Origin of the sequence: Acinetobacter sp. YH12052, assembly GCF_013419835.1 — a bacterium.
GTDB classification, from domain to species: domain Bacteria; phylum Pseudomonadota; class Gammaproteobacteria; order Pseudomonadales; family Moraxellaceae; genus Acinetobacter; species Acinetobacter amyesii.
The window spans coordinates 73,701-90,913 of the sequence record NZ_VOZI01000010.1; the positions used below are offsets into that span (position 1 = coordinate 73,701).

The window sequence follows — 17,213 nt, forward strand, 5'->3', positions numbered from 1 at the left end:
ATTCTTGTGTTGCAGCAGTTAATTTAATGCCTTAACTATCTGTAATAACTGTACGGTTTCATGCAAAGGCAGCCCAACAACATTGCTGTAGCTCCCTTCAATACAAGGAATATAGCGCGCAGCAATTCCTTGAATAGCATAGGCTCCCGCCTTGCCGATTGGTTCACCTGTTGCCCAATAGCTTTCCATGTCAGCTAGACTCAGCGTTTGAAATTCAACCTGTGTACGCACTACTATACTGTATATTTGATCTTTTGTACTGACACAAACACCTGAAAACACATCATGTTTTCGTCCAGAGATCATTTCCCACATAGAAAAAGCATGTGCTTTCGACGCTGGTTTTCCTAAAATGTGCTCATCTACGCCTAAACTGGTGTCGGCGGCAATAACGATAGCATTAGGGAATTGTTGTTGTACTGCGGAAGCTTTGGCACGTGCTAAACGCTCTACATAATCCGCTACAGGTTCTCCGTCCAACACGGACTCATCAATATCCGGACTGAAAATTTCAAATTCCAGACCTAATTGTTGCAAAAGTTCGCGTCGTCGAGGAGAACTCGAAGCTAAAATTATATGCGCCATTTTCTCAGGAAGTAATACATGATTGGCCAAATGAGTAAGCTAGTAACAATTGGCTGCCAATGGCGAGCAAATGAAAACTGTGCCCCACCCATCACTTGAACAATCCACACAAACAGTAAATGCGCGAAAATTGCCATTGCAGCAATAATCCATAAATTACCAAATGTGAGAATACGACGTTCACGGGTCAAAAAGCGTGTCACAAATGCAATGACCACAAAACTTAGTGCGTTCATGCCAAATGGCGCATCAGTCAATAAGTCGGTAAATAGACCTGTGGCAAATGCAAACCAAACACCGCACCATGTCGGCTGACAGAGTACCCAAAATAGCATGATCATCATCATGAATAATGGACGCCAACCCGATAAGTCATAAGAAAGCGGATACACCATCAGCACGGATGCCAAAATGATGGAAAAGATAATCGGAAATAATGGGTCGCGCTCTGTATGACGACTAAGCTTAGCGAGTGACATGCGGTTGCTCCATCGCTAAAGAATCGGAAAATAGCACAACCACATGATGACCACCTGCCAATTGTGCAGCAGGATTGATATCAATTTGGGCAAATTCACCGCTATTGTGACGACTGACTTTCGACACTGTCCCTACCAAATAACCCGCTGGGAAATGTGCCCCTAGCCCTGAGCTATAGACTTTTTCACCGACTTTGATATTCGCACTGGTTGGCACGTATTCCATCTTAAGTCGACCTAAGTCACCTGTACCCGTAACGATTGCGCGCATACCGGTATGCTCCATCCGCACGGATAAAGAGTGCTCTTTGTCTGAGAGCAACATGACACGGCTACTATGCGGGTAAACATTGATAATTTGCCCCATAATACCCTTGTCATCGAGTACAGTTTGTCCCACTTTAAGCTGACTGCTGGCTCCACGGTTAATCACAATAATATGACGTAAGGGATCAGCATCAGTACCAATGACTTCGGCAATCTCCATACGACCATCAATGATGAGTGGTGTATCGAGTAGTCCACGTAGTCGAGTATTTTCAGCAGAAAGTTCAGAAAGTTTCTGTAAACGGACTTGAGCCTGAATTAACTCTGCTTGCATCGCGGTATTTTCACGACGTAATTGAGCTTCAGACTTGGTTTGTTGATTCAGCCATTCTCGCGATAACACTGGATAGCTTGCAAGGGCATAAATTGGATTATATGCCGCATACAAGACGTCTCTGGCCGGTTGAATTACATGTGGCATGCGCCAATCAAAGAAAAGCACCACCAAGCATGTAATCACCGCAATGATAAATGAGCGAAAAGATGGCGGTTGTCTTGAAAACAGTTGCGTTTGCACCCGCCGAGTCCTTTTCTTAGCCTACAAATAACATGTCATGATTTGGGTTATCGAAGAATTCGAGAACCTTACCACCACCACGTGTAACACATGATAGTGGATCTTCTGCAACCACGACAGGAAGACCTGTTTCTTTTGCAAGAAGCTTATCAAGATTGCGAAGTAATGCACCGCCACCAGTCAACACAATACCGCGTTCTGCGATGTCTGAAGACAACTCAGGTGGCGTTTGCTCTAGTGCAGATTTAACCGCAGCCACAATGTTTTGTAGTGGATCAGAAATCGCTTGAGTTACTTCGTCAGAAGTTACGGTAATCGCACGAGGTACACCTTCAGCCAAGTTACGACCACGGACTTCGATTTCCAAAGGTTTCGCACCTTCTTCTGGAAGCGCCATACCAACTTCTTTTTTGATGTTTTCTGCAGTGGTTTCACCAATCACACAACCATGTGCTTTACGCACGTAGTTAATGATTTGCTCATCAAATACATCACCACCGATACGCAGTGAGTCTGCATAGACACAACCTTGAAGTGAAATGATCGCGATTTCAGTTGTACCACCACCAACATCGACAACCATCGAACCACAAGCTTGCTCAACGGGCATACCTGCACCAATTGCAGCAGCCATTGGCTCTTCAATTAAGCGAACTTCACGTGCACCTGCATTGTATACAGCTTCACGGATTGCACGGCGTTCCACCAACGTCGATTTACATGGCACACACACCACGACACGCGGTGCAGGTGGGAACAAACGTTTTTCGTGCACTTTGCCAATGAATTGATTCAACATCGTTTCAGTGACTTCAAAATCTGCAATCACACCATCTTTCATTGGGCGAATCGCAGAAATATTTGCAGGTGTACGACCTAGCATTTGCTTCGCGTCAAGACCTACTGCGGCAACGATTTTTTGTGAACCACTGTGGCGAATTGCCACCACCGTCGGTTCATTTAATATAATGCCTCGTCCTGGCGCATAAATAAGTGTATTTGCAGTGCCTAAATCAATGGCAAGATCCGGCGAAAACAAGCCAATTAGTCGTTTTAGAATCACGGGGACGTTCTCAGTTAAACTTTTATATGGACGCAAGGTGGCAACTTTAACTAAATGTGATGATTTGAACAAGTCAATCGCTTATTATAAGCCACGATATTTTGAATTTTTTTAATACTGATTAGGTAATGTTATGTCTACATCGGATGCACAGCATTCTGCAGATCTAAATGCACAAACAGTTTCAGCGATTGCCCATCTGGCTCGATTGTCGCTAGATGACACGCAATCTGCTGAATATGCTCAAAGTTTAAATAAAATTTTAGGCATGATGGACACCTTAAAAGGTATCAATACAGATGGTGTTGAACCATTAAAGAGCCCATTTGACCATCCACAACCATTACGTCAAGACGTGGTATCAGAAAGCAATCATCGCGATGAATATCAAGCAGTTGCGCCAAGCGTGCAAGAAGGCTTGTACCTTGTACCTCGCGTAATTGAGTAATTTCCGATCAAACGCACTATTGTTTCAAATTAAACGTAAAGAAATATTTCTCATGACAGATTTACATCGCTTATCAATTCGTGAATTGTCTGAAGGTTTGGCGGGCGCTAAATTTTCTTCACGCGAATTGACCGAACATTATTTAAAACGCATTGAAAAAATCGATGCTCAAGTCAAATCATACGTGACCGTCACTGCTGAACAAGCACTTGCACAAGCCGATGCTGCTGATGCTGCCATCAAAGCGGGCACTGCATCTGTTTTGACTGGTGTTCCAATTGCGCACAAAGACATCTTTTGTACCCAAGGCATTAAAACCACAGCTGGTTCTAAAATGCTGGATAATTTTATTTCTCCTTACGACGCAACCGTTGTAGCGAAAGGTAAAGCTGCGGGCCTTGTCACTTTAGGTAAAGTGAACATGGATGAATTTGCAATGGGTTCAACCTCTGAAAATTCATACTACGGCGCAACTGCTAACCCATGGAACTTAAGCCATGTACCAGGTGGTTCATCTGGTGGTTCTGCAGCGGCTGTAGCAGCTGACCTCGCACCGTTTGCCACAGGTACAGACACAGGCGGTTCAATCCGTCAGCCTGCATCTTTCTGCGGTTTGACTGGTCTTAAACCAACGTATGGTCGTGTTTCTCGCTTCGGTATGATCGCATACGCATCATCTTTAGACCAAGGCGGCCCAATGGCGCGTTCGGCAGAAGACTGTGCATACCTCATGAACGTGATGGCAGGTCATGACGCGAAAGATTCAACTTCGGTTGAAAAAAACGTAGACAACTATGTGGCTAACCTTAACGGCACATCGGTAAAAGGCTTACGCATTGGTATTCCTAAGCAATACTTTAATGTAGCTGGCTTAGATGCTGACGTAAAAGCACGTGTTGAAGAGTCTCTGAAAAAGCTTGAAGAAATGGGCGCAACTTTGGTTGAGATTGATCTCACCATGACGGATGCTTATGTTCCAACCTATTACCTGATTGCGCCTGCTGAAGCATCGTCTAACTTACAACGTTTTGACGGCGTACGTTATGGCTACCGTGCAGAAAACCCTGTGGACTTGATGGACTTGTACAAACGTTCACGCTCTGAAGGTTTTGGTAAAGAAGTTCAACAACGTATCTTGATTGGTACATACGCGCTTTCTGCGGGTTATTACGATGCGTACTATGTAAAAGCACAAAAAGTACGTCGTTTAATCCAACAAGATTTCTTAAAAGCATTTGAATCTGTAGACGTGATTGCTGCCCCTGCTGCCCCAACAACTGCGTATAAGATTGGTGCAAACTTGTCTCCTGTAGAAATGTACTTGGGTGACATCTACACCATCGCAGTGAACTTGGCAGGTCTTCCTGCGATTAACGCGCCTGTTGGTTTTGACAAAGACAACTTGCCTGTTGGCTTACAGCTGATTGGTAACTACTGGTCAGAATCTCAATTGTTGTCTGTGGTACATCAGTACCAACAAGCAACCGATTGGCATACTAAACGCGCTGCGATTGCTGAGGAGAATGCATAATGGCTAAGAACGCTGCTAAACCAAAATCTAACCTGATTGATGGTTGGGAAGTCGTTATTGGTATTGAGATTCACACTCAGCTTGCAACCAATACTAAAATTTTCTCAGGTTCATCTACCACATTTGGTCAAGACCCAAATACACAAGCGAGCCTTGTTGATCTTGCAATGCCGGGCGTATTGCCAGTATTGAACAAAGAAGTGGTTGATCTTGCGATTCGCTTTGGTTTGGGTATCGATGCTTACATCGACCAAGCTTCTGTATTTGCACGTAAAAACTATTTCTACCCTGACTCTCCAAAAGGCTACCAAATCAGCCAAATGGACAATCCGATTGTGGGCTTGGGTCATATCGACATCCAACTTGAAGATGGCACTGTAAAACGCATTGGCGTAACACGTGCGCACCTTGAGGAAGATGCAGGTAAATCGATCCATGACCAATTTGAAGGTCAATCTGGTATCGATTTAAACCGTGCAGGCACACCTTTACTTGAGATTGTCTCTGAACCTGATATGCGTTCGGTTGAAGAAGCAGTTGCCTACATTAAAGCGATTCACACTTTAGTGCGTTGGTTAGGCATTTCTGACGGTAACATGGCAGAAGGTTCGTTCCGTGCGGACTGTAACGTGTCACTACGTCGTCCGGGTCAACCATTTGGTACGCGCTGCGAGTTGAAAAACTTGAACTCTTTCCGTTTCATTGAACAAGCGATCAATGTTGAAATTGAACGTCAAATGGAAATCCTAGAATGGGATGGCACCATCGACCAAGAAACGCGTTTATTCGACCCTGTGAAGATGGAAACTCGTTCAATGCGTTCGAAAGAAGAAGCGAACGATTACCGCTACTTCCCAGATCCTGACTTGTTGCCTGTAATTATTGCAGATGCGCAAATTGAAGCGGCACGTGCTGCCCTTCCTGAGTTGCCTGCTGCACGTCGTGAACGTTTTGTAGCTGACTTTGGTGTGACTGAGTACGATGCTCACGTGCTTACGCTTACTCGTGAAATGTCAGAGTTTTATGAAGACGTAGTAAAAGCTGCTGGCGGTGCTGCGCAAGGTAAAGTGGCTGCAAACTGGGTGATGGGTGAATTCTCAGGCGCTTTAAACAAAGCGAGCCTAGAACTAGCGGATGCTCCTGTAACAGCAGAAAAACTTGGTGGCATGATTGCACGTATTGTGGACAACACGATTAACGGTAAGATTGCGAAGCAAGTATTCGGCTTTATGTGGGAAGAAGGCAAAACTGCGGATGAAGTGATTGCTGAAAAAGGCTTGAAACAGGAAACTGATACAGGCGCAATTGAAGCGATTATTAAAGACGTGCTTGCAGCTAATGAAAAGATGGTTGAAGAGTTTAAATCTGGTAAAGAGAAAGCCTTTAACGGTCTTGTTGGTCAAGTGATGAAAGCAGCGAAAGGTAAAGCCAACCCTGCGCAAGTAAATGAATTGATGAAGAAATTGATTGGTTAAGATTGATTAATTTTGGAATAAAAAACCCGCTTTAGAGCGGGTTTTCTACGTTTTATCAGGGACAGGTGAAACCTCAGCAGTAGATTTCATTTGTATAATCTCTTTAATATTTTTTGTAGCATCTACAAGAAATTTAACAAGCAATGCAAATGAAACAATTGCAATAACTCCTAAATCAATACCTTGAATATTAGTAAAGTAATTCGCTTTCCCTATAAATTGAAAACAAGCAGCCTTAAATAATGTAAATGATGAAGATATGACTGCCACATAAGTTAGAATGCTAATAATAGCATCACAAAAAAAACTAAAATCAAATTTTATCTGTGAACTTTGCATTTTCAAAATGATGCTTACAATTGCACCACCTGCCCCATAAATAACTAAATAGTTCTTTAATCTCTCGGACTCTAAAAGACTTTCAAACCAACTTTTATCAAAAAATTCAACGATTAAAACTAAGACTGTTAAAAGTAAAACTACTATAATAATCCCTTTGATATTAATACTATTATTCGAAGCTTGCATTGAATGCCTCAGCCATTCTTTTATCTTTTTCTAATTGTGCATTTCCCATTGCACCACCAATTAAGGCGCCTGCTATTACCCCAGGCATTCCACCGAACGCACCAACAAGTCCACCGATCCCAGCACCGATGGTAGTCGATGAATTATCAGGCTCTGCTTTTACTGAGTTAATAGTATATATCTTCCCATTAGCTTGAAATTGTCTAGTCCCTAATACTCGCTTTAATTCATTGCGAGTCTGAGCTCTTTCCCGTAAATAAATTTTTTTACCATTTTCATCAATATATAGACGCATAGAGCCTCCCTCAAATATTGAAGATTTATTAATTATTGAATTTTCAACATATCTAGCTTTTGAATGCTATTAGCTTATATTAAATAATAATTTATATGAACAATAATTAAGAGGCAAATTTAGTTCCTTTAGACAAAATAAATTAAGATGCAAGCCTAAAAAACGTTTTCCTGTGTAATTCCTGACTTATTTCATTTAGAAAAGGCTGACTCTATCACAAAATCAATTGATACACTTAGTTCCCTCTCCTTCTAGGAGAGGGTTAGGGAGAGGTAAATATTTAATTTTCAGAATTTTAAACATACAATCAACACCAATACTTCACACCAAAAACAACATGACCATCAAAAAAGTATCTTCTATCGCCAAACTCGAAGACTTAGGACGTGTGCAACTTTCAAAGTCCTTTTTTATGCGTGATTTCCTTTATAGCGAAATCGCCAATTGGTATGGCATACCCAACTACCCCGATCATCCTGACATCGCCATTCGTACAGGTACAGAACTCTGCCAAGAGCTACTTGAACCACTGCAAGAAAAGTTTGGACGTATTGCCATTCGTTCCGCGTACCGTTCACCAAGCGTGAACCAAATCGGCAATGAAAAAGGACACAACTGCGCGAGCAATGAGAAAAACTTTGCCAGTCATATTTGGGACTATCCTGACGCAAAAGGCTACGGTGCAACGGCATGTATCGTCATTCCATCATTTTTAAAACTTTATGAAAAAGACCAAAGCAATTGGCAACAACTCGCCTATTGGATTCATAACCATCTAAACTATAGCCATTTGCAATTTTTCCCAAAACTCTGTGCTTTTAACATTGGCTGGCATGAACAACCCGCACGGGAAATTTATAGTTATATCCAACCGAAAGGCTATTTGCTGCGAGGTGAAGCGGTGAATGAGGGATTTGAGAAATTTTATCCTGATCTGATTTAATTTTTTAAGTTTCCCTCTACCCCCCGCCTTCTCCCAGTGGGAGAAGGTGCTTCCATTGCTAATTTAATACCGTTATGGATTGTTACTTACCTCTCCATTTAGTAGATGAACAGCACTGCTGCACAAGGGAGAGGTAAATATTTAACTTTTTAAAGCTATGTGAAAAACACCAAAGTCATTAATAATTGATAGCATCTAGCCTACTAAACTCATCATAATTTGAACTATAACCATCTATAACTTTTATAAATCCAGATAAAAATATACAACTAAAGAATTTACAGCCTGCTTAAAACTGTCATTCCAATATGCTAAGGTAAATGAAAAATTGATATAAATCATATTTCAACAGAGGGTTACATCATGTCAAAACAAATTCTTATGCTCGTGGGCGACTATGCTGAAGACTACGAAACAATGGTACCTTTTCAATTTTTAGTTGGTCTTGGTTATACCGTTCATGCCGTTTGCCCTGACAAAAAAGCCGGTGACAACATTGCCACAGCGATTCATGATTTTGAAGGTGAACAAACCTATAGCGAAAAACGCGGTCATAACTTTGCCATTAACTATGACTTTGATGCAGTTAACTCAGATAACTATGTCGGCTTAGTGATTCCGGGTGGTCGTGCACCTGAATATTTACGTATGAATGCACGTGTGATTGAAATCGTACGCGAATTTGACGCAGCGAAAAAACCGATTGCAGCGGTTTGTCATGGTGCGCAAATTTTGGCAGCAGCCGATGTACTGAAAGGCCGTACATGTTCCGCTTATCCTGCATGTGCCGCCGAAGTTAAACTGGCTGGCGGTCAGTATGCAGATATTGCAGTCACGGATGCAGTGACCGACGGTCATTTAGTTACTGCTCCTGCTTGGCCTGCTCACCCTGCGTGGATGGCGCAATTTATTAAAGCATTAGGCGCGACGATTACCATTTAATGCTTGAGTCACCAAACTAAAACGCATTGGATCATCATCCATTTAGGGTGAATCCATAAAAAATGCTCCTTGTATAAAAGGAGCATTTTTTTATTTACTCAAAATAAAATTAACGAACTACACCTAACTTATTCCAAATTTCTGGGGTTAAAAATTTGGTCACCAATTTATTCAAATCGACATAACGCAGTACGCCTTGCAATTGTTGTTTAATTGCAGGCGTCTTTAAAATTTCACCCCCTGTGATACTACCAAGCTCTTGAAAACTTTCGCCTACAGCCTGTAGACCATCGGCTTGAATTACAGCCTGCGTTTGCGTAGAACATTGCTCAACCAAGATTCGTTGCATGACCTGCGCCAAATTTTTATCGAGTTGCGTTTTTTGCGCATCACTGACATTACTGTACTGTTTTAAATCTGGATGTGCTGCCAATGCAGAAAAGGTCCATTGTAAAACCGCCTTTTTATCCGCCGCAGTAGTCGATTTCACTAAACATTGACTGAGCTGATCGACCGTCGGACTCGCCAAACTCACCTGAGTCGTTCCGAGCATCATGAGCGTCAATAAAGCCAAACCTGTTGGTCGTGAAAAACGTAGATGTAATTTTTTAGATAAACCGTAAGCCATAGACCAAACTCCCAAAACTTGTGTCACCTTTGTATCATGAAGTGCTGTATTTGCTGTTTGGTCTATGTAACTCAACTATTCATTTTTGCGAGTCGGTGCATAGATAAGAGGGTGAATCGTTGGCCTTCTATTCCAATACCAGTGAAAATATCCATGGGGATCAAGCAAACTATGGGTGGTCAACGTCGATTTATTGCTGTCACCTCGCCAACAGGCAAGTGCTGCATTACGGTTGTTATGTAGGTCAATAAACTCGGGATTCGAATATTTGGGTTTCGCAGGAATGTATAAAGCATCCCCCGGATTGACCCATAAATCTGCCAAGTAAATCTTGCCTAGATTTGGAAAATAGCGTCCTACTGAGATGACCAGAGGCAAATGATCCTGATCTGTCGCGCTAAAAATATGCGGAAAGTCATGATGTTCTAAATCAGTAGCCACATAAGGAAATAAGTTTTTTCCACTACAGTCAGGCTTACCGCCATCTAGATAGGCAAAACAATGACCTGCCATCATGCCGTATTCATAATGAATCTCTGACAGTCGTTTTTGATTTGAATGAATCTGAATCGCTTCACCTGCCTGAACTAAGGTGATACCAAAAGCTGCCGCGGTTTCTTTGCTTGCCACCAATGGCATAAACTCGAAGTGTTGCTCTTCAAAATCAAGCTCAGTTTGCTCGCCCCAATCGGTAGTTATCGTCGAAATTTCGGAAGGAACTGCGTAGGGATTTCCCATCGTCATTTTCGCATTGGTTGGTGACTCGGTAATTAAATGAATTCCTGCTCCAAGTGATGCTAAATATGTTGGATGCCCACGATCATTCAAAAAGAAGGGTGTTTGCTCGATATTGACTGTAATTTCTGCGAATTCTCGGTCAAATAATGGTGCATTAAAATAAGTTTCATTTACTGAACTCATGGTTTTTCCTTATTATTTTGTAAAAACTTTGTCTGAGTACATGAATGGATCAGGATAAAAGCCTATTTCCCCAAATGGCTTTTATCCTGTTGAGGTTTATTTCATACGATTCAACATATTTTTTGCCCCTGCGTGATTATAGTTAGTCGCCAAGTTTTGTAGGATGCCTTTGGCTCTTGCATTGGCGTTTGGATAACTTTTGCTATATGCAGGCACTGAGGTTAAGCATTTTGCAACGAGCATACCTGATTCAGCATAGGCTCTATTGGCATTTGCACCATTTAATTTGCCATAGCTATAAGCGCGCTGTGCATTATTACAAGCGGTGACTTGGTTTTTTCCTGCATTTAAGTCACGTCGTGCATTCACATATAAACGCATTTGTATCTGCTGAGATGTTTCTGCAACTGGTTTCACTACAGGTTTATTTTCAGGCTCTTTGGCTTTTGTTTCTTTTTTTGTCTCTACTTCTTTTTTTGTTTCATCTTTCGCATTGCTTTTTGTTGTCGTTTGTTTTGCTTTGCTTGATGTGGCTTTTTTAGCAACAGCTTCTTCTTGTTTATTATAATTTTTGCGACGTTCTTCGGGTCCGATGATTGCTGTATACAAACTCACTAAGCGGGTTTCAGAACGGTCATTTGATTTACGCTCGGAAACGGGTTCAATTGCAACCATCCAGCGTTGTCCATCTGCCTGACTACACTGAAATACGCCTGTGCCCTGTTTTATACTGCTATAGGTCGCTAATAATTTACGACTCCATGCATTTTTGACTTGGTTCAAATTGCTTTTATTCAGTTGAATAAATTTGCCATTTTTGGCTTGGCAGTAACTGCTCATATTTTGCTTGGGTATAACTGATTCTGCTTCCATATTTTTCTTTTGTGGCCCCCAATCATAGACGTATTCTTTCGCCTTCCCATTTGAGCTATTTAGCCCTTTTTGATTAATCACTTCTTGTGGTGATGCATAATGATTAAATGAATTTGGGTTTAAACTCTGCATGGTTGTACAACCATGTAATGCAAATCCAATACTCCCCACCCATAAAATTGCCTTTAAATTCACAGCAAAAATCTCAAAAAATTCACCCTTAAAAAATAGCGTAATTTAGTGCCTTTCACAATTTTATAATCTTGATTTTATTTATTATTTTTATAAATTTAATCACTAAAATCGTACACGTTTGAGATGTGTGCATATGTTGTTAATTTTAATTTGATGAATTTCACATTTTATTTAAGTGTATTTGTTTATCCTTGGTGAACGGTCATCATCGTTCCCTTTTAGGTTATTTCGCAAGCATTTATGTATCGCTATGTGCTTATCAAATCTGCCATCAGAACAAGCCTCTATTATTAATAATAATATAAAGCTGGGCCTATCCATGATTCGAGCGACAATATGGAATCGAGTAAAAAAACAGCTCATCTAAAAATATTAATCTATTGATTTTATTGAAATATATTAACTTAAAATTAAAGTCATAAAAAAACCTGCATTTTATTACAGGTTTTTTTTAAATTTATAAACTCAATTGTTAATTTTTTCTTCAAATGCTCTTAAACGTTTATAAATAGAAATCAGTTCGATAATAGTTGTCCACGAGGAAATCAGGTATTGAAAGGAATCACGTACACGTCCAAAGACATTTAAAATTTGCATTAATATACCGAGCGTGATTGTTCCCGCTGCAATACTTGGAAACAATACAAAGAACCCATAAATATTATCAAGCTGCATATACCAAATACGAACGAGGTTGAAATAAGCGTAGTGGAAATACAGTCTAAAATAATTAAAACGAACTTTAGTAAATAATTCTTTTAATGTGAAAGGGTCTGCTCGATCTGCATGATCTTCACCATATACTAATTCTTTACGATATGCTGCTTCGACTTTTTGATTATTAAACTCCAAACCCGGTAGTTTATAACCCACCAGCATTAAAATAACCGTCCCTAAAACCGCCCAAAGGACTGCCGCCCAAACCAATGCATAGGCGATTTCCCCCACGACAGGTAATTTCTTTACATGTGTTGATAAAGTTAGCAGCACAGGTAGAAATGCAATTAAGGTCATCACCGATTCAACTAAGCTAACCCCAAGTCCTTCTGTGGTTTTTGCAAAGCGCATCGTGTCTTCTTGAATACGCTGTGAGGCACCTTCGATGGTTCTCAGTTTTTCCCAATGCGCAGTATAAAAGTCATTCATTGCAGTACGCCAACGAAAAACATAATGACTGACGAAAAACAGGTTCAATACAGCCAGTGTGACATACACCATGGCCACATAGAGAAAAGTCAGTATCTCAGAATATAGCATCGTCACTTCGCCCCCACCACCTGAAAGCATTTTCTGGATCAGGTCATAGAATGGGTTATACCAAGCATTGATCACGACATTACATTCCACACTAAACCAAACATTAAATAGAATAAGTGCGGTTCCCCACACTGACCATCGCTGCCAAGGATTATCTGATTTAATCTTCCAAAAGGCTGCAAAAAGCGCCGTTGCTACAAAAAACCAAGCATAGAACCATAAAAATTTGGGGCTCCAAAATCGGCTAATACCAATAGGCAATTCTGCTTGATGATAATTTGCAGGTAAACCGAACATCGTCCCCCAACTATGACCACCGCTATACCATAAGGCGATATTAATTATGAACCATATAAGGAATGATCCAAAAAACCATTTTGGATTTGGAAAAAAAGATTTAAACATTAGTCCTACATTTCCCTGAATCTTTGTTTTTAGTTTGAGTTGCTGATGATAAGTTTTATTTCATTAATTTTCTTGTTCAGATTGAATATTTAACGCTGTTTAATCTGAAATTTAACAATCAAATACAAGACGACACATCATTCTGTTAGCTTAAGCATGAAAACTGAAGTTCACCTTAAATTCATTATTAATCATGCCCTTTTGATGATCTGGTCATTGTTTGTGGAACAAAAGACGCATCTTAGGACATATAATTACAGTTAAAAAGATTGTCATATTTTAAAATTATTTTTGATATCAATAGATTAAAAAACCATAATTTATTTAACCATTATTTAAACTTAAGTTATGGAATTCTCTAAAATATTTTCTGCGATGTAGCTCACGTCATTTACAAAACATGTTTCTTCACCAATAATATGCTAAGTTCAATTAACAACCTATGCTTGGGGAAGTAAAATGGAAAGTGCAATTGTTGAATTACTCAAACCAATTACATTAAATAAAGAAAATTGCAGTCCTTTGGTTTTTGAAACTGGTACCGTTCTAAAAGTGATTATGCAAACGCCAGAAGGCCTTTTGGTAAGTAATGATGACAAATTTAACTTTGTGATTTCATTGAAAGATAAGAATGAAGTTTGGCGCGAAATTTAATTTTCGCCTCACTTTGTGATTTGTTTTTAAATCATATTTATTCTAAGAAATTTAATCATACAATTATTGAATAAACAGGATAAGGTTCTTAAATTCCATAAAAAAAGAATCCTCCTTTTAAGCAAATATTTTTCATAACTTAGCTTAACGTTTAAATCCGTAAATCATATTTTTCTAAAATCGCATTGGTTTTCTGATGCAATCCCTCAAAATAGACTTTACTCACCAGTGCTGAAGGCTTGTTTTTTGGCAATGGACGAATTTCATGTGCGTGCGGAAAACGTTCAGTAAAATCAAATCGTTGAACCACTTTTTTAAATTCATCAATCACAAGATTTTCATCTTTACAAAAGACATCATAGGCTTGCTGTTTTTCTGCATCCCAAAACTGCTTAAATGCATCTTGAACACTTTGGCCATTCAGCATTCGTGGTATTTGTTCATCAATAAATTTCTGAATCAAATCCATTTTTTTATACATTTTTCGGTCATTACTGAGTAAAGATTGGAGTTGTTGCTGCTGTTTCGCTCTTTGAATCGAGGACGGTGGCGCAGCAGCAATCATATTTAATAATGTATAAATATAATCCTGATTTACATAATCACTAATAATAAAATCTAAAGCAAAATTCACGTCACGTAGCACTGAATCTTTTTCAACTGCTGTACCTTTATTTATTCTGTCATATAAATCTTTATATTTAGATTTATAGTCTTCAAGTTCTTGCGGCACTATAACTGCGTTATCAACATCAAAGTCTGTATACATTTTCAGTTGTGAATGTAGACGAATCACATCACGAAAAGCTTGAATAAACTGCAACTGCTGACTTTCGAGTTTTAGATCATCTACTGACTGACACTCAGGTGTTATTTTTCTTAATTCACTAACACACTTATTAAATTCTGCTAATTGTTGATCCAACGGTGGCACAATCACTTGCTCAAAATTTTGGTCGTCTGCAAAAGTAGAAAGAGCTTTATCTGTTGCCTGCTTTAAATTTCTAAAACACACGACATTGCCAAAAGCTTTTGTTGGCTTATAAATACGGTTTGTACGCGAAAAAGCCTGAATTAAACCGTGATATTTTAAGTTCTTGTCGACATAAATCGTATTAAGTGGCAATGAGTCAAAACCTGTCAGGAACATATTCACCACCAACAGCAAATCAATTGGTGGCCCTTTAAGCTCCCCAACTTCTTTAGGTGGTTTAGGTACTTTGAAGTACTTAACTCGATCACCTAGATTTTTATAATATTCATAAAATCCTTCGTCGCAGTTATAGCTAGTCAGATGGCGTGTATTGAATTCTGCAATGATCCGTTCAAGTTGTGCTTTACGCCCCATATCAACTTGACTCGGCTGTTCTAGTTCTTCTTCAGAAATCGTACCTGTTGTGGAGTCATTGGCGTCGTTTGTCGTGTCCTGCGCTCCAAAAGAAAAAATCGTACCAATCACTAAAGGGGTATAAATTTCTTCCTTCTTGTCCGCTTCTGCAACCAACTCTGCTTGGACTTTGGCAAATATTGCATAATATTGAAGCAGGACATCTACTGAGCTGACACAAAACATTGAACAAAATTCGCGTTTTGCCGTTTTTTTGTCATGATTTTTTAAAATATAACGTACAATTTTTTCTAAGCGCTCAGGGTTGTCATACAGTTCTTTAGTATCGATGCCTTGTATTTTTTCATCACCTGCATTCACCTGATGAGCGGTAAATTGTCCTACGTAATCAATTTGAAATGGTAAAACATTTTTATCTGCTATCGCATCGACAATCACATATTTATGCAATCGTTTAGGGAATAGATATTCTGTGGTGTATTTCACGCCACCAATGCTTTGACAGTTCACAGGAAAAATAGGCGTGCCTGTAAAACCGAACATTTGCGCCTGTTTAAAGAAGCGTTTGATATTTTGGTGAGTATCACCAAATTGACTGCGGTGGCATTCATCAAAAATAAATACGACTTTTTTATCTGCCAAATCAGCGATCAATTCTCTGAATTTAGGGAGTGTAATTGCGTTATTCAGCTTTTGAATGGTCGTCACGACCAATTTATCTGTAAGTAAATTGCTTTCATTTTTTCGTGAGTTCAGCCGTTTACCGATGAGCTGTTCGACCAATGTTTTGGTGTTGGTCGTTTGGTCTACGCAGTCGGGAACAAAGGCATTGAACTCTTTAGTGGTTTGATTATCTAGGTCTTTTCGGTCCACGACAAAGATAACTTTTTCTATTTCTGGCAACTGACGCATGATTTCACTGGCTTTAAATGCCGTGAGTGTTTTACCCGAACCCGTTGTATGCCAAATATAGGCATGATCGGTTGAGGTTTTCACATGCTGAATCATGTTTTCAACTGCATAGACTTGATAAGGTCGTAGCACCATTAAGCATTCATTTGTTTGATGCTGAACGATGTATTTACTGATCATTTTCGTAATATGTGGTGCGTTTAAAAATGCTTCGGTAAATTTACTCAAGTCATTAATTGCTTTGTTGTTTTCATCGGCCCACGGAAATGTGAAATCAAACAATGGTGTGCCATGTGAATAATATAAGCAATTTACGCTGTTGCTAATGACAAACAGCTGTATGTATCCAAACAAACCTTTTCCAGATGTATAGGCGTCTTTACTGTAGTTATGCACTTGGTGAAACGCTTGTGCGATTTCTACGCCACTACGCTTAAGTTCAACTTGTACCAACGGAAAGCCGTTGATCAATAGCGTGACATCAAAACGGCTGGTTTCTGTACCGCTCTCACCGTATTGAACCGTCACTTGGTTAGTCACTTGAAAAATATTTTTTTCTGCATCATCACTTAAAAATCGCAGTGTTTGGGTCGTACCGTCATCATGTTTAAGCTGGTATGAACCACGCAATAGTTTGGCTTTGCCGAAAATCGTATGTTCACTGCTCAGGTAATTCCACACCTGTTCCCATTGCTCATGTGTGAGTGGTGCAGTCAGTGCGTTAAATTTCTCTATTTGATTTTTTAAGTTTAGGAGTAAAGCTGTTTCGTTTCTGTACTGAACACGTTCGTACCCTAAAGTTGTTAAGTGCGCTATAAATTGGTTTTCGAGTTCAAGTTCTTTTTGGGTCGACATTTATAATACTGCTCAGTTTTTAACTATTGGTA

The 17,213-nt window shown here is 39.8% G+C and carries 17 protein-coding genes; 6 read left to right on the forward strand and 11 right to left on the reverse strand.

Going from position 1 to position 17,213, the window contains the following annotated elements; translation table 11 throughout:
- Positions 1 to 18: 18 nt before the first annotated feature.
- Genes FTU06_RS09125 through FTU06_RS09140 form a run of 4 tightly spaced genes read right to left on the reverse strand, consistent with a single transcriptional unit; the run spans position 19 to position 2,971 of the window.
- Positions 19 to 585 (reverse strand): Maf-like protein, encoded by a 567-nt coding sequence (locus tag FTU06_RS09125; RefSeq protein ID WP_180146226.1) that lies wholly within the window; start codon positions 583 to 585, stop codon positions 19 to 21.
- Positions 573 to 1,064, reverse strand: coding sequence for a rod shape-determining protein MreD (gene mreD, locus FTU06_RS09130; protein ID WP_168379038.1), 492 nt, complete (start codon positions 1,062 to 1,064; stop codon positions 573 to 575). Before mreD ends, FTU06_RS09125 begins: the two co-directional genes overlap by 13 nt.
- A complete protein-coding gene (gene mreC / locus FTU06_RS09135) occupies positions 1,051 to 1,908 on the reverse strand; it encodes a rod shape-determining protein MreC (protein ID WP_078189984.1) in 858 nt (285 codons plus the stop codon). The genes mreD and mreC overlap by 14 nt, the downstream gene beginning before the upstream one ends.
- A gap of 16 nt (positions 1,909 to 1,924) precedes the next feature.
- Positions 1,925 to 2,971, reverse strand: coding sequence for a rod shape-determining protein (locus FTU06_RS09140; protein WP_086178633.1), 1,047 nt, complete (start codon positions 2,969 to 2,971; stop codon positions 1,925 to 1,927).
- Positions 2,972 to 3,104: 133 nt separating this feature from the next.
- Here FTU06_RS09140 and gatC point away from each other — a divergent pair, with 133 nt between their 5' ends.
- The 3 genes from gatC to gatB are packed head-to-tail and all read left to right on the forward strand — an operon-like array spanning position 3,105 to position 6,425.
- On the forward strand, positions 3,105 to 3,419 hold the full coding sequence (gene gatC / locus FTU06_RS09145; protein WP_180146164.1) for an Asp-tRNA(Asn)/Glu-tRNA(Gln) amidotransferase subunit GatC: 315 nt from the start codon (positions 3,105 to 3,107) through the stop codon (positions 3,417 to 3,419).
- Positions 3,420 to 3,471: 52 nt separating this feature from the next.
- Positions 3,472 to 4,950, forward strand: coding sequence for an Asp-tRNA(Asn)/Glu-tRNA(Gln) amidotransferase subunit GatA (gatA, locus tag FTU06_RS09150; protein WP_180146167.1), 1,479 nt, complete (start codon positions 3,472 to 3,474; stop codon positions 4,948 to 4,950).
- Positions 4,950 to 6,425 (forward strand): Asp-tRNA(Asn)/Glu-tRNA(Gln) amidotransferase subunit GatB, encoded by a 1,476-nt coding sequence (gatB, locus tag FTU06_RS09155; protein WP_180146170.1) that lies wholly within the window; start codon positions 4,950 to 4,952, stop codon positions 6,423 to 6,425. The genes gatA and gatB overlap by 1 nt, the downstream gene beginning before the upstream one ends.
- 45 nt (positions 6,426 to 6,470) lie before the next feature.
- Here the strand turns inward: gatB and FTU06_RS09160 are convergent, their stop codons facing one another.
- Both FTU06_RS09160 and FTU06_RS09165 read right to left on the reverse strand, forming a co-directional pair.
- Positions 6,471 to 6,953, reverse strand: coding sequence for a hypothetical protein (locus FTU06_RS09160; RefSeq protein ID WP_180146173.1), 483 nt, complete (start codon positions 6,951 to 6,953; stop codon positions 6,471 to 6,473).
- On the reverse strand, positions 6,937 to 7,248 hold the full coding sequence (locus FTU06_RS09165; protein WP_180146176.1) for a hypothetical protein: 312 nt from the start codon (positions 7,246 to 7,248) through the stop codon (positions 6,937 to 6,939). The genes FTU06_RS09160 and FTU06_RS09165 overlap by 17 nt, the downstream gene beginning before the upstream one ends.
- A 337-nt stretch (positions 7,249 to 7,585) precedes the next feature.
- Here FTU06_RS09165 and FTU06_RS09170 point away from each other — a divergent pair, with 337 nt between their 5' ends.
- Complete coding sequence (locus FTU06_RS09170; protein ID WP_180146179.1) at positions 7,586 to 8,191, forward strand: hypothetical protein; 606 nt, start codon at positions 7,586 to 7,588, stop codon at positions 8,189 to 8,191.
- Between the two features lie 363 nt (positions 8,192 to 8,554).
- Positions 8,555 to 9,133: a DJ-1/PfpI family protein gene (locus FTU06_RS09175; RefSeq protein ID WP_180146182.1), complete on the forward strand. Its 579-nt coding sequence runs from the start codon at positions 8,555 to 8,557 to the stop codon at positions 9,131 to 9,133.
- Positions 9,134 to 9,242: 109 nt separating this feature from the next.
- On the opposite strand, the gene FTU06_RS09180 is transcribed toward FTU06_RS09175, so the two are convergent.
- The 4 genes from FTU06_RS09180 to sbmA all read right to left on the reverse strand — a co-directional run bounded on the left by FTU06_RS09180 (position 9,243) and on the right by sbmA (position 13,412).
- A complete protein-coding gene (locus FTU06_RS09180) occupies positions 9,243 to 9,689 on the reverse strand; it encodes a hypothetical protein (protein ID WP_257234368.1) in 447 nt (148 codons plus the stop codon).
- A gap of 147 nt (positions 9,690 to 9,836) precedes the next feature.
- The gene (locus FTU06_RS09185) at positions 9,837 to 10,682 is read right to left on the reverse strand and encodes a hypothetical protein (protein WP_180146188.1); all 846 of its coding nucleotides are present in this window, start codon (positions 10,680 to 10,682) and stop codon (positions 9,837 to 9,839) included.
- 96 nt (positions 10,683 to 10,778) lie between these two features.
- Positions 10,779 to 11,750: a hypothetical protein gene (locus FTU06_RS09190; protein ID WP_180065305.1), complete on the reverse strand. Its 972-nt coding sequence runs from the start codon at positions 11,748 to 11,750 to the stop codon at positions 10,779 to 10,781.
- A 465-nt stretch (positions 11,751 to 12,215) separates the two neighbouring features.
- The gene (gene sbmA, locus FTU06_RS09195; RefSeq protein WP_180146191.1) at positions 12,216 to 13,412 is read right to left on the reverse strand and encodes a peptide antibiotic transporter SbmA; all 1,197 of its coding nucleotides are present in this window, start codon (positions 13,410 to 13,412) and stop codon (positions 12,216 to 12,218) included.
- Between the two features lie 459 nt (positions 13,413 to 13,871).
- Here sbmA and FTU06_RS09200 point away from each other — a divergent pair, with 459 nt between their 5' ends.
- Positions 13,872 to 14,066: a hypothetical protein gene (locus tag FTU06_RS09200; RefSeq protein ID WP_180004283.1), complete on the forward strand. Its 195-nt coding sequence runs from the start codon at positions 13,872 to 13,874 to the stop codon at positions 14,064 to 14,066.
- A 151-nt stretch (positions 14,067 to 14,217) separates the two neighbouring features.
- On the opposite strand, the gene FTU06_RS09205 is transcribed toward FTU06_RS09200, so the two are convergent.
- A complete protein-coding gene (locus FTU06_RS09205) occupies positions 14,218 to 17,181 on the reverse strand; it encodes a type I restriction endonuclease subunit R (RefSeq protein WP_180146194.1) in 2,964 nt (987 codons plus the stop codon).
- Positions 17,182 to 17,213: the final 32 nt, after the last annotated feature.

Bases quoted from the DNA above. Each gene is read 5' to 3' on its own strand.
- FTU06_RS09125 (WP_180146226.1), bottom strand. From the start codon at position 585: ATGGCGCATATAATTTTAGCTTCGAGTTCTCCTCGACGACGCGAACTT.
- mreD (WP_168379038.1), bottom strand. From the start codon at position 1,064: ATGTCACTCGCTAAGCTTAGTCGTCATACAGAGCGCGACCCATTATTT.
- gatC (WP_180146164.1), top strand. From the start codon at position 3,105: ATGTCTACATCGGATGCACAGCATTCTGCAGATCTAAATGCACAAACA.
- gatA (WP_180146167.1), top strand. From the start codon at position 3,472: ATGACAGATTTACATCGCTTATCAATTCGTGAATTGTCTGAAGGTTTG.
- gatB (WP_180146170.1), top strand. From the start codon at position 4,950: ATGGCTAAGAACGCTGCTAAACCAAAATCTAACCTGATTGATGGTTGG.
- FTU06_RS09160 (WP_180146173.1), bottom strand. From the start codon at position 6,953: ATGCAAGCTTCGAATAATAGTATTAATATCAAAGGGATTATTATAGTA.
- FTU06_RS09165 (WP_180146176.1), bottom strand. From the start codon at position 7,248: ATGCGTCTATATATTGATGAAAATGGTAAAAAAATTTATTTACGGGAA.
- FTU06_RS09170 (WP_180146179.1), top strand. From the start codon at position 7,586: ATGACCATCAAAAAAGTATCTTCTATCGCCAAACTCGAAGACTTAGGA.
- FTU06_RS09175 (WP_180146182.1), top strand. From the start codon at position 8,555: ATGTCAAAACAAATTCTTATGCTCGTGGGCGACTATGCTGAAGACTAC.
- FTU06_RS09180 (WP_257234368.1), bottom strand. From the start codon at position 9,689: ATGATGCTCGGAACGACTCAGGTGAGTTTGGCGAGTCCGACGGTCGAT.
- FTU06_RS09185 (WP_180146188.1), bottom strand. From the start codon at position 10,682: ATGAGTTCAGTAAATGAAACTTATTTTAATGCACCATTATTTGACCGA.
- sbmA (WP_180146191.1), bottom strand. From the start codon at position 13,412: ATGTTTAAATCTTTTTTTCCAAATCCAAAATGGTTTTTTGGATCATTC.
- FTU06_RS09200 (WP_180004283.1), top strand. From the start codon at position 13,872: ATGGAAAGTGCAATTGTTGAATTACTCAAACCAATTACATTAAATAAA.
- FTU06_RS09205 (WP_180146194.1), bottom strand. From the start codon at position 17,181: ATGTCGACCCAAAAAGAACTTGAACTCGAAAACCAATTTATAGCGCAC.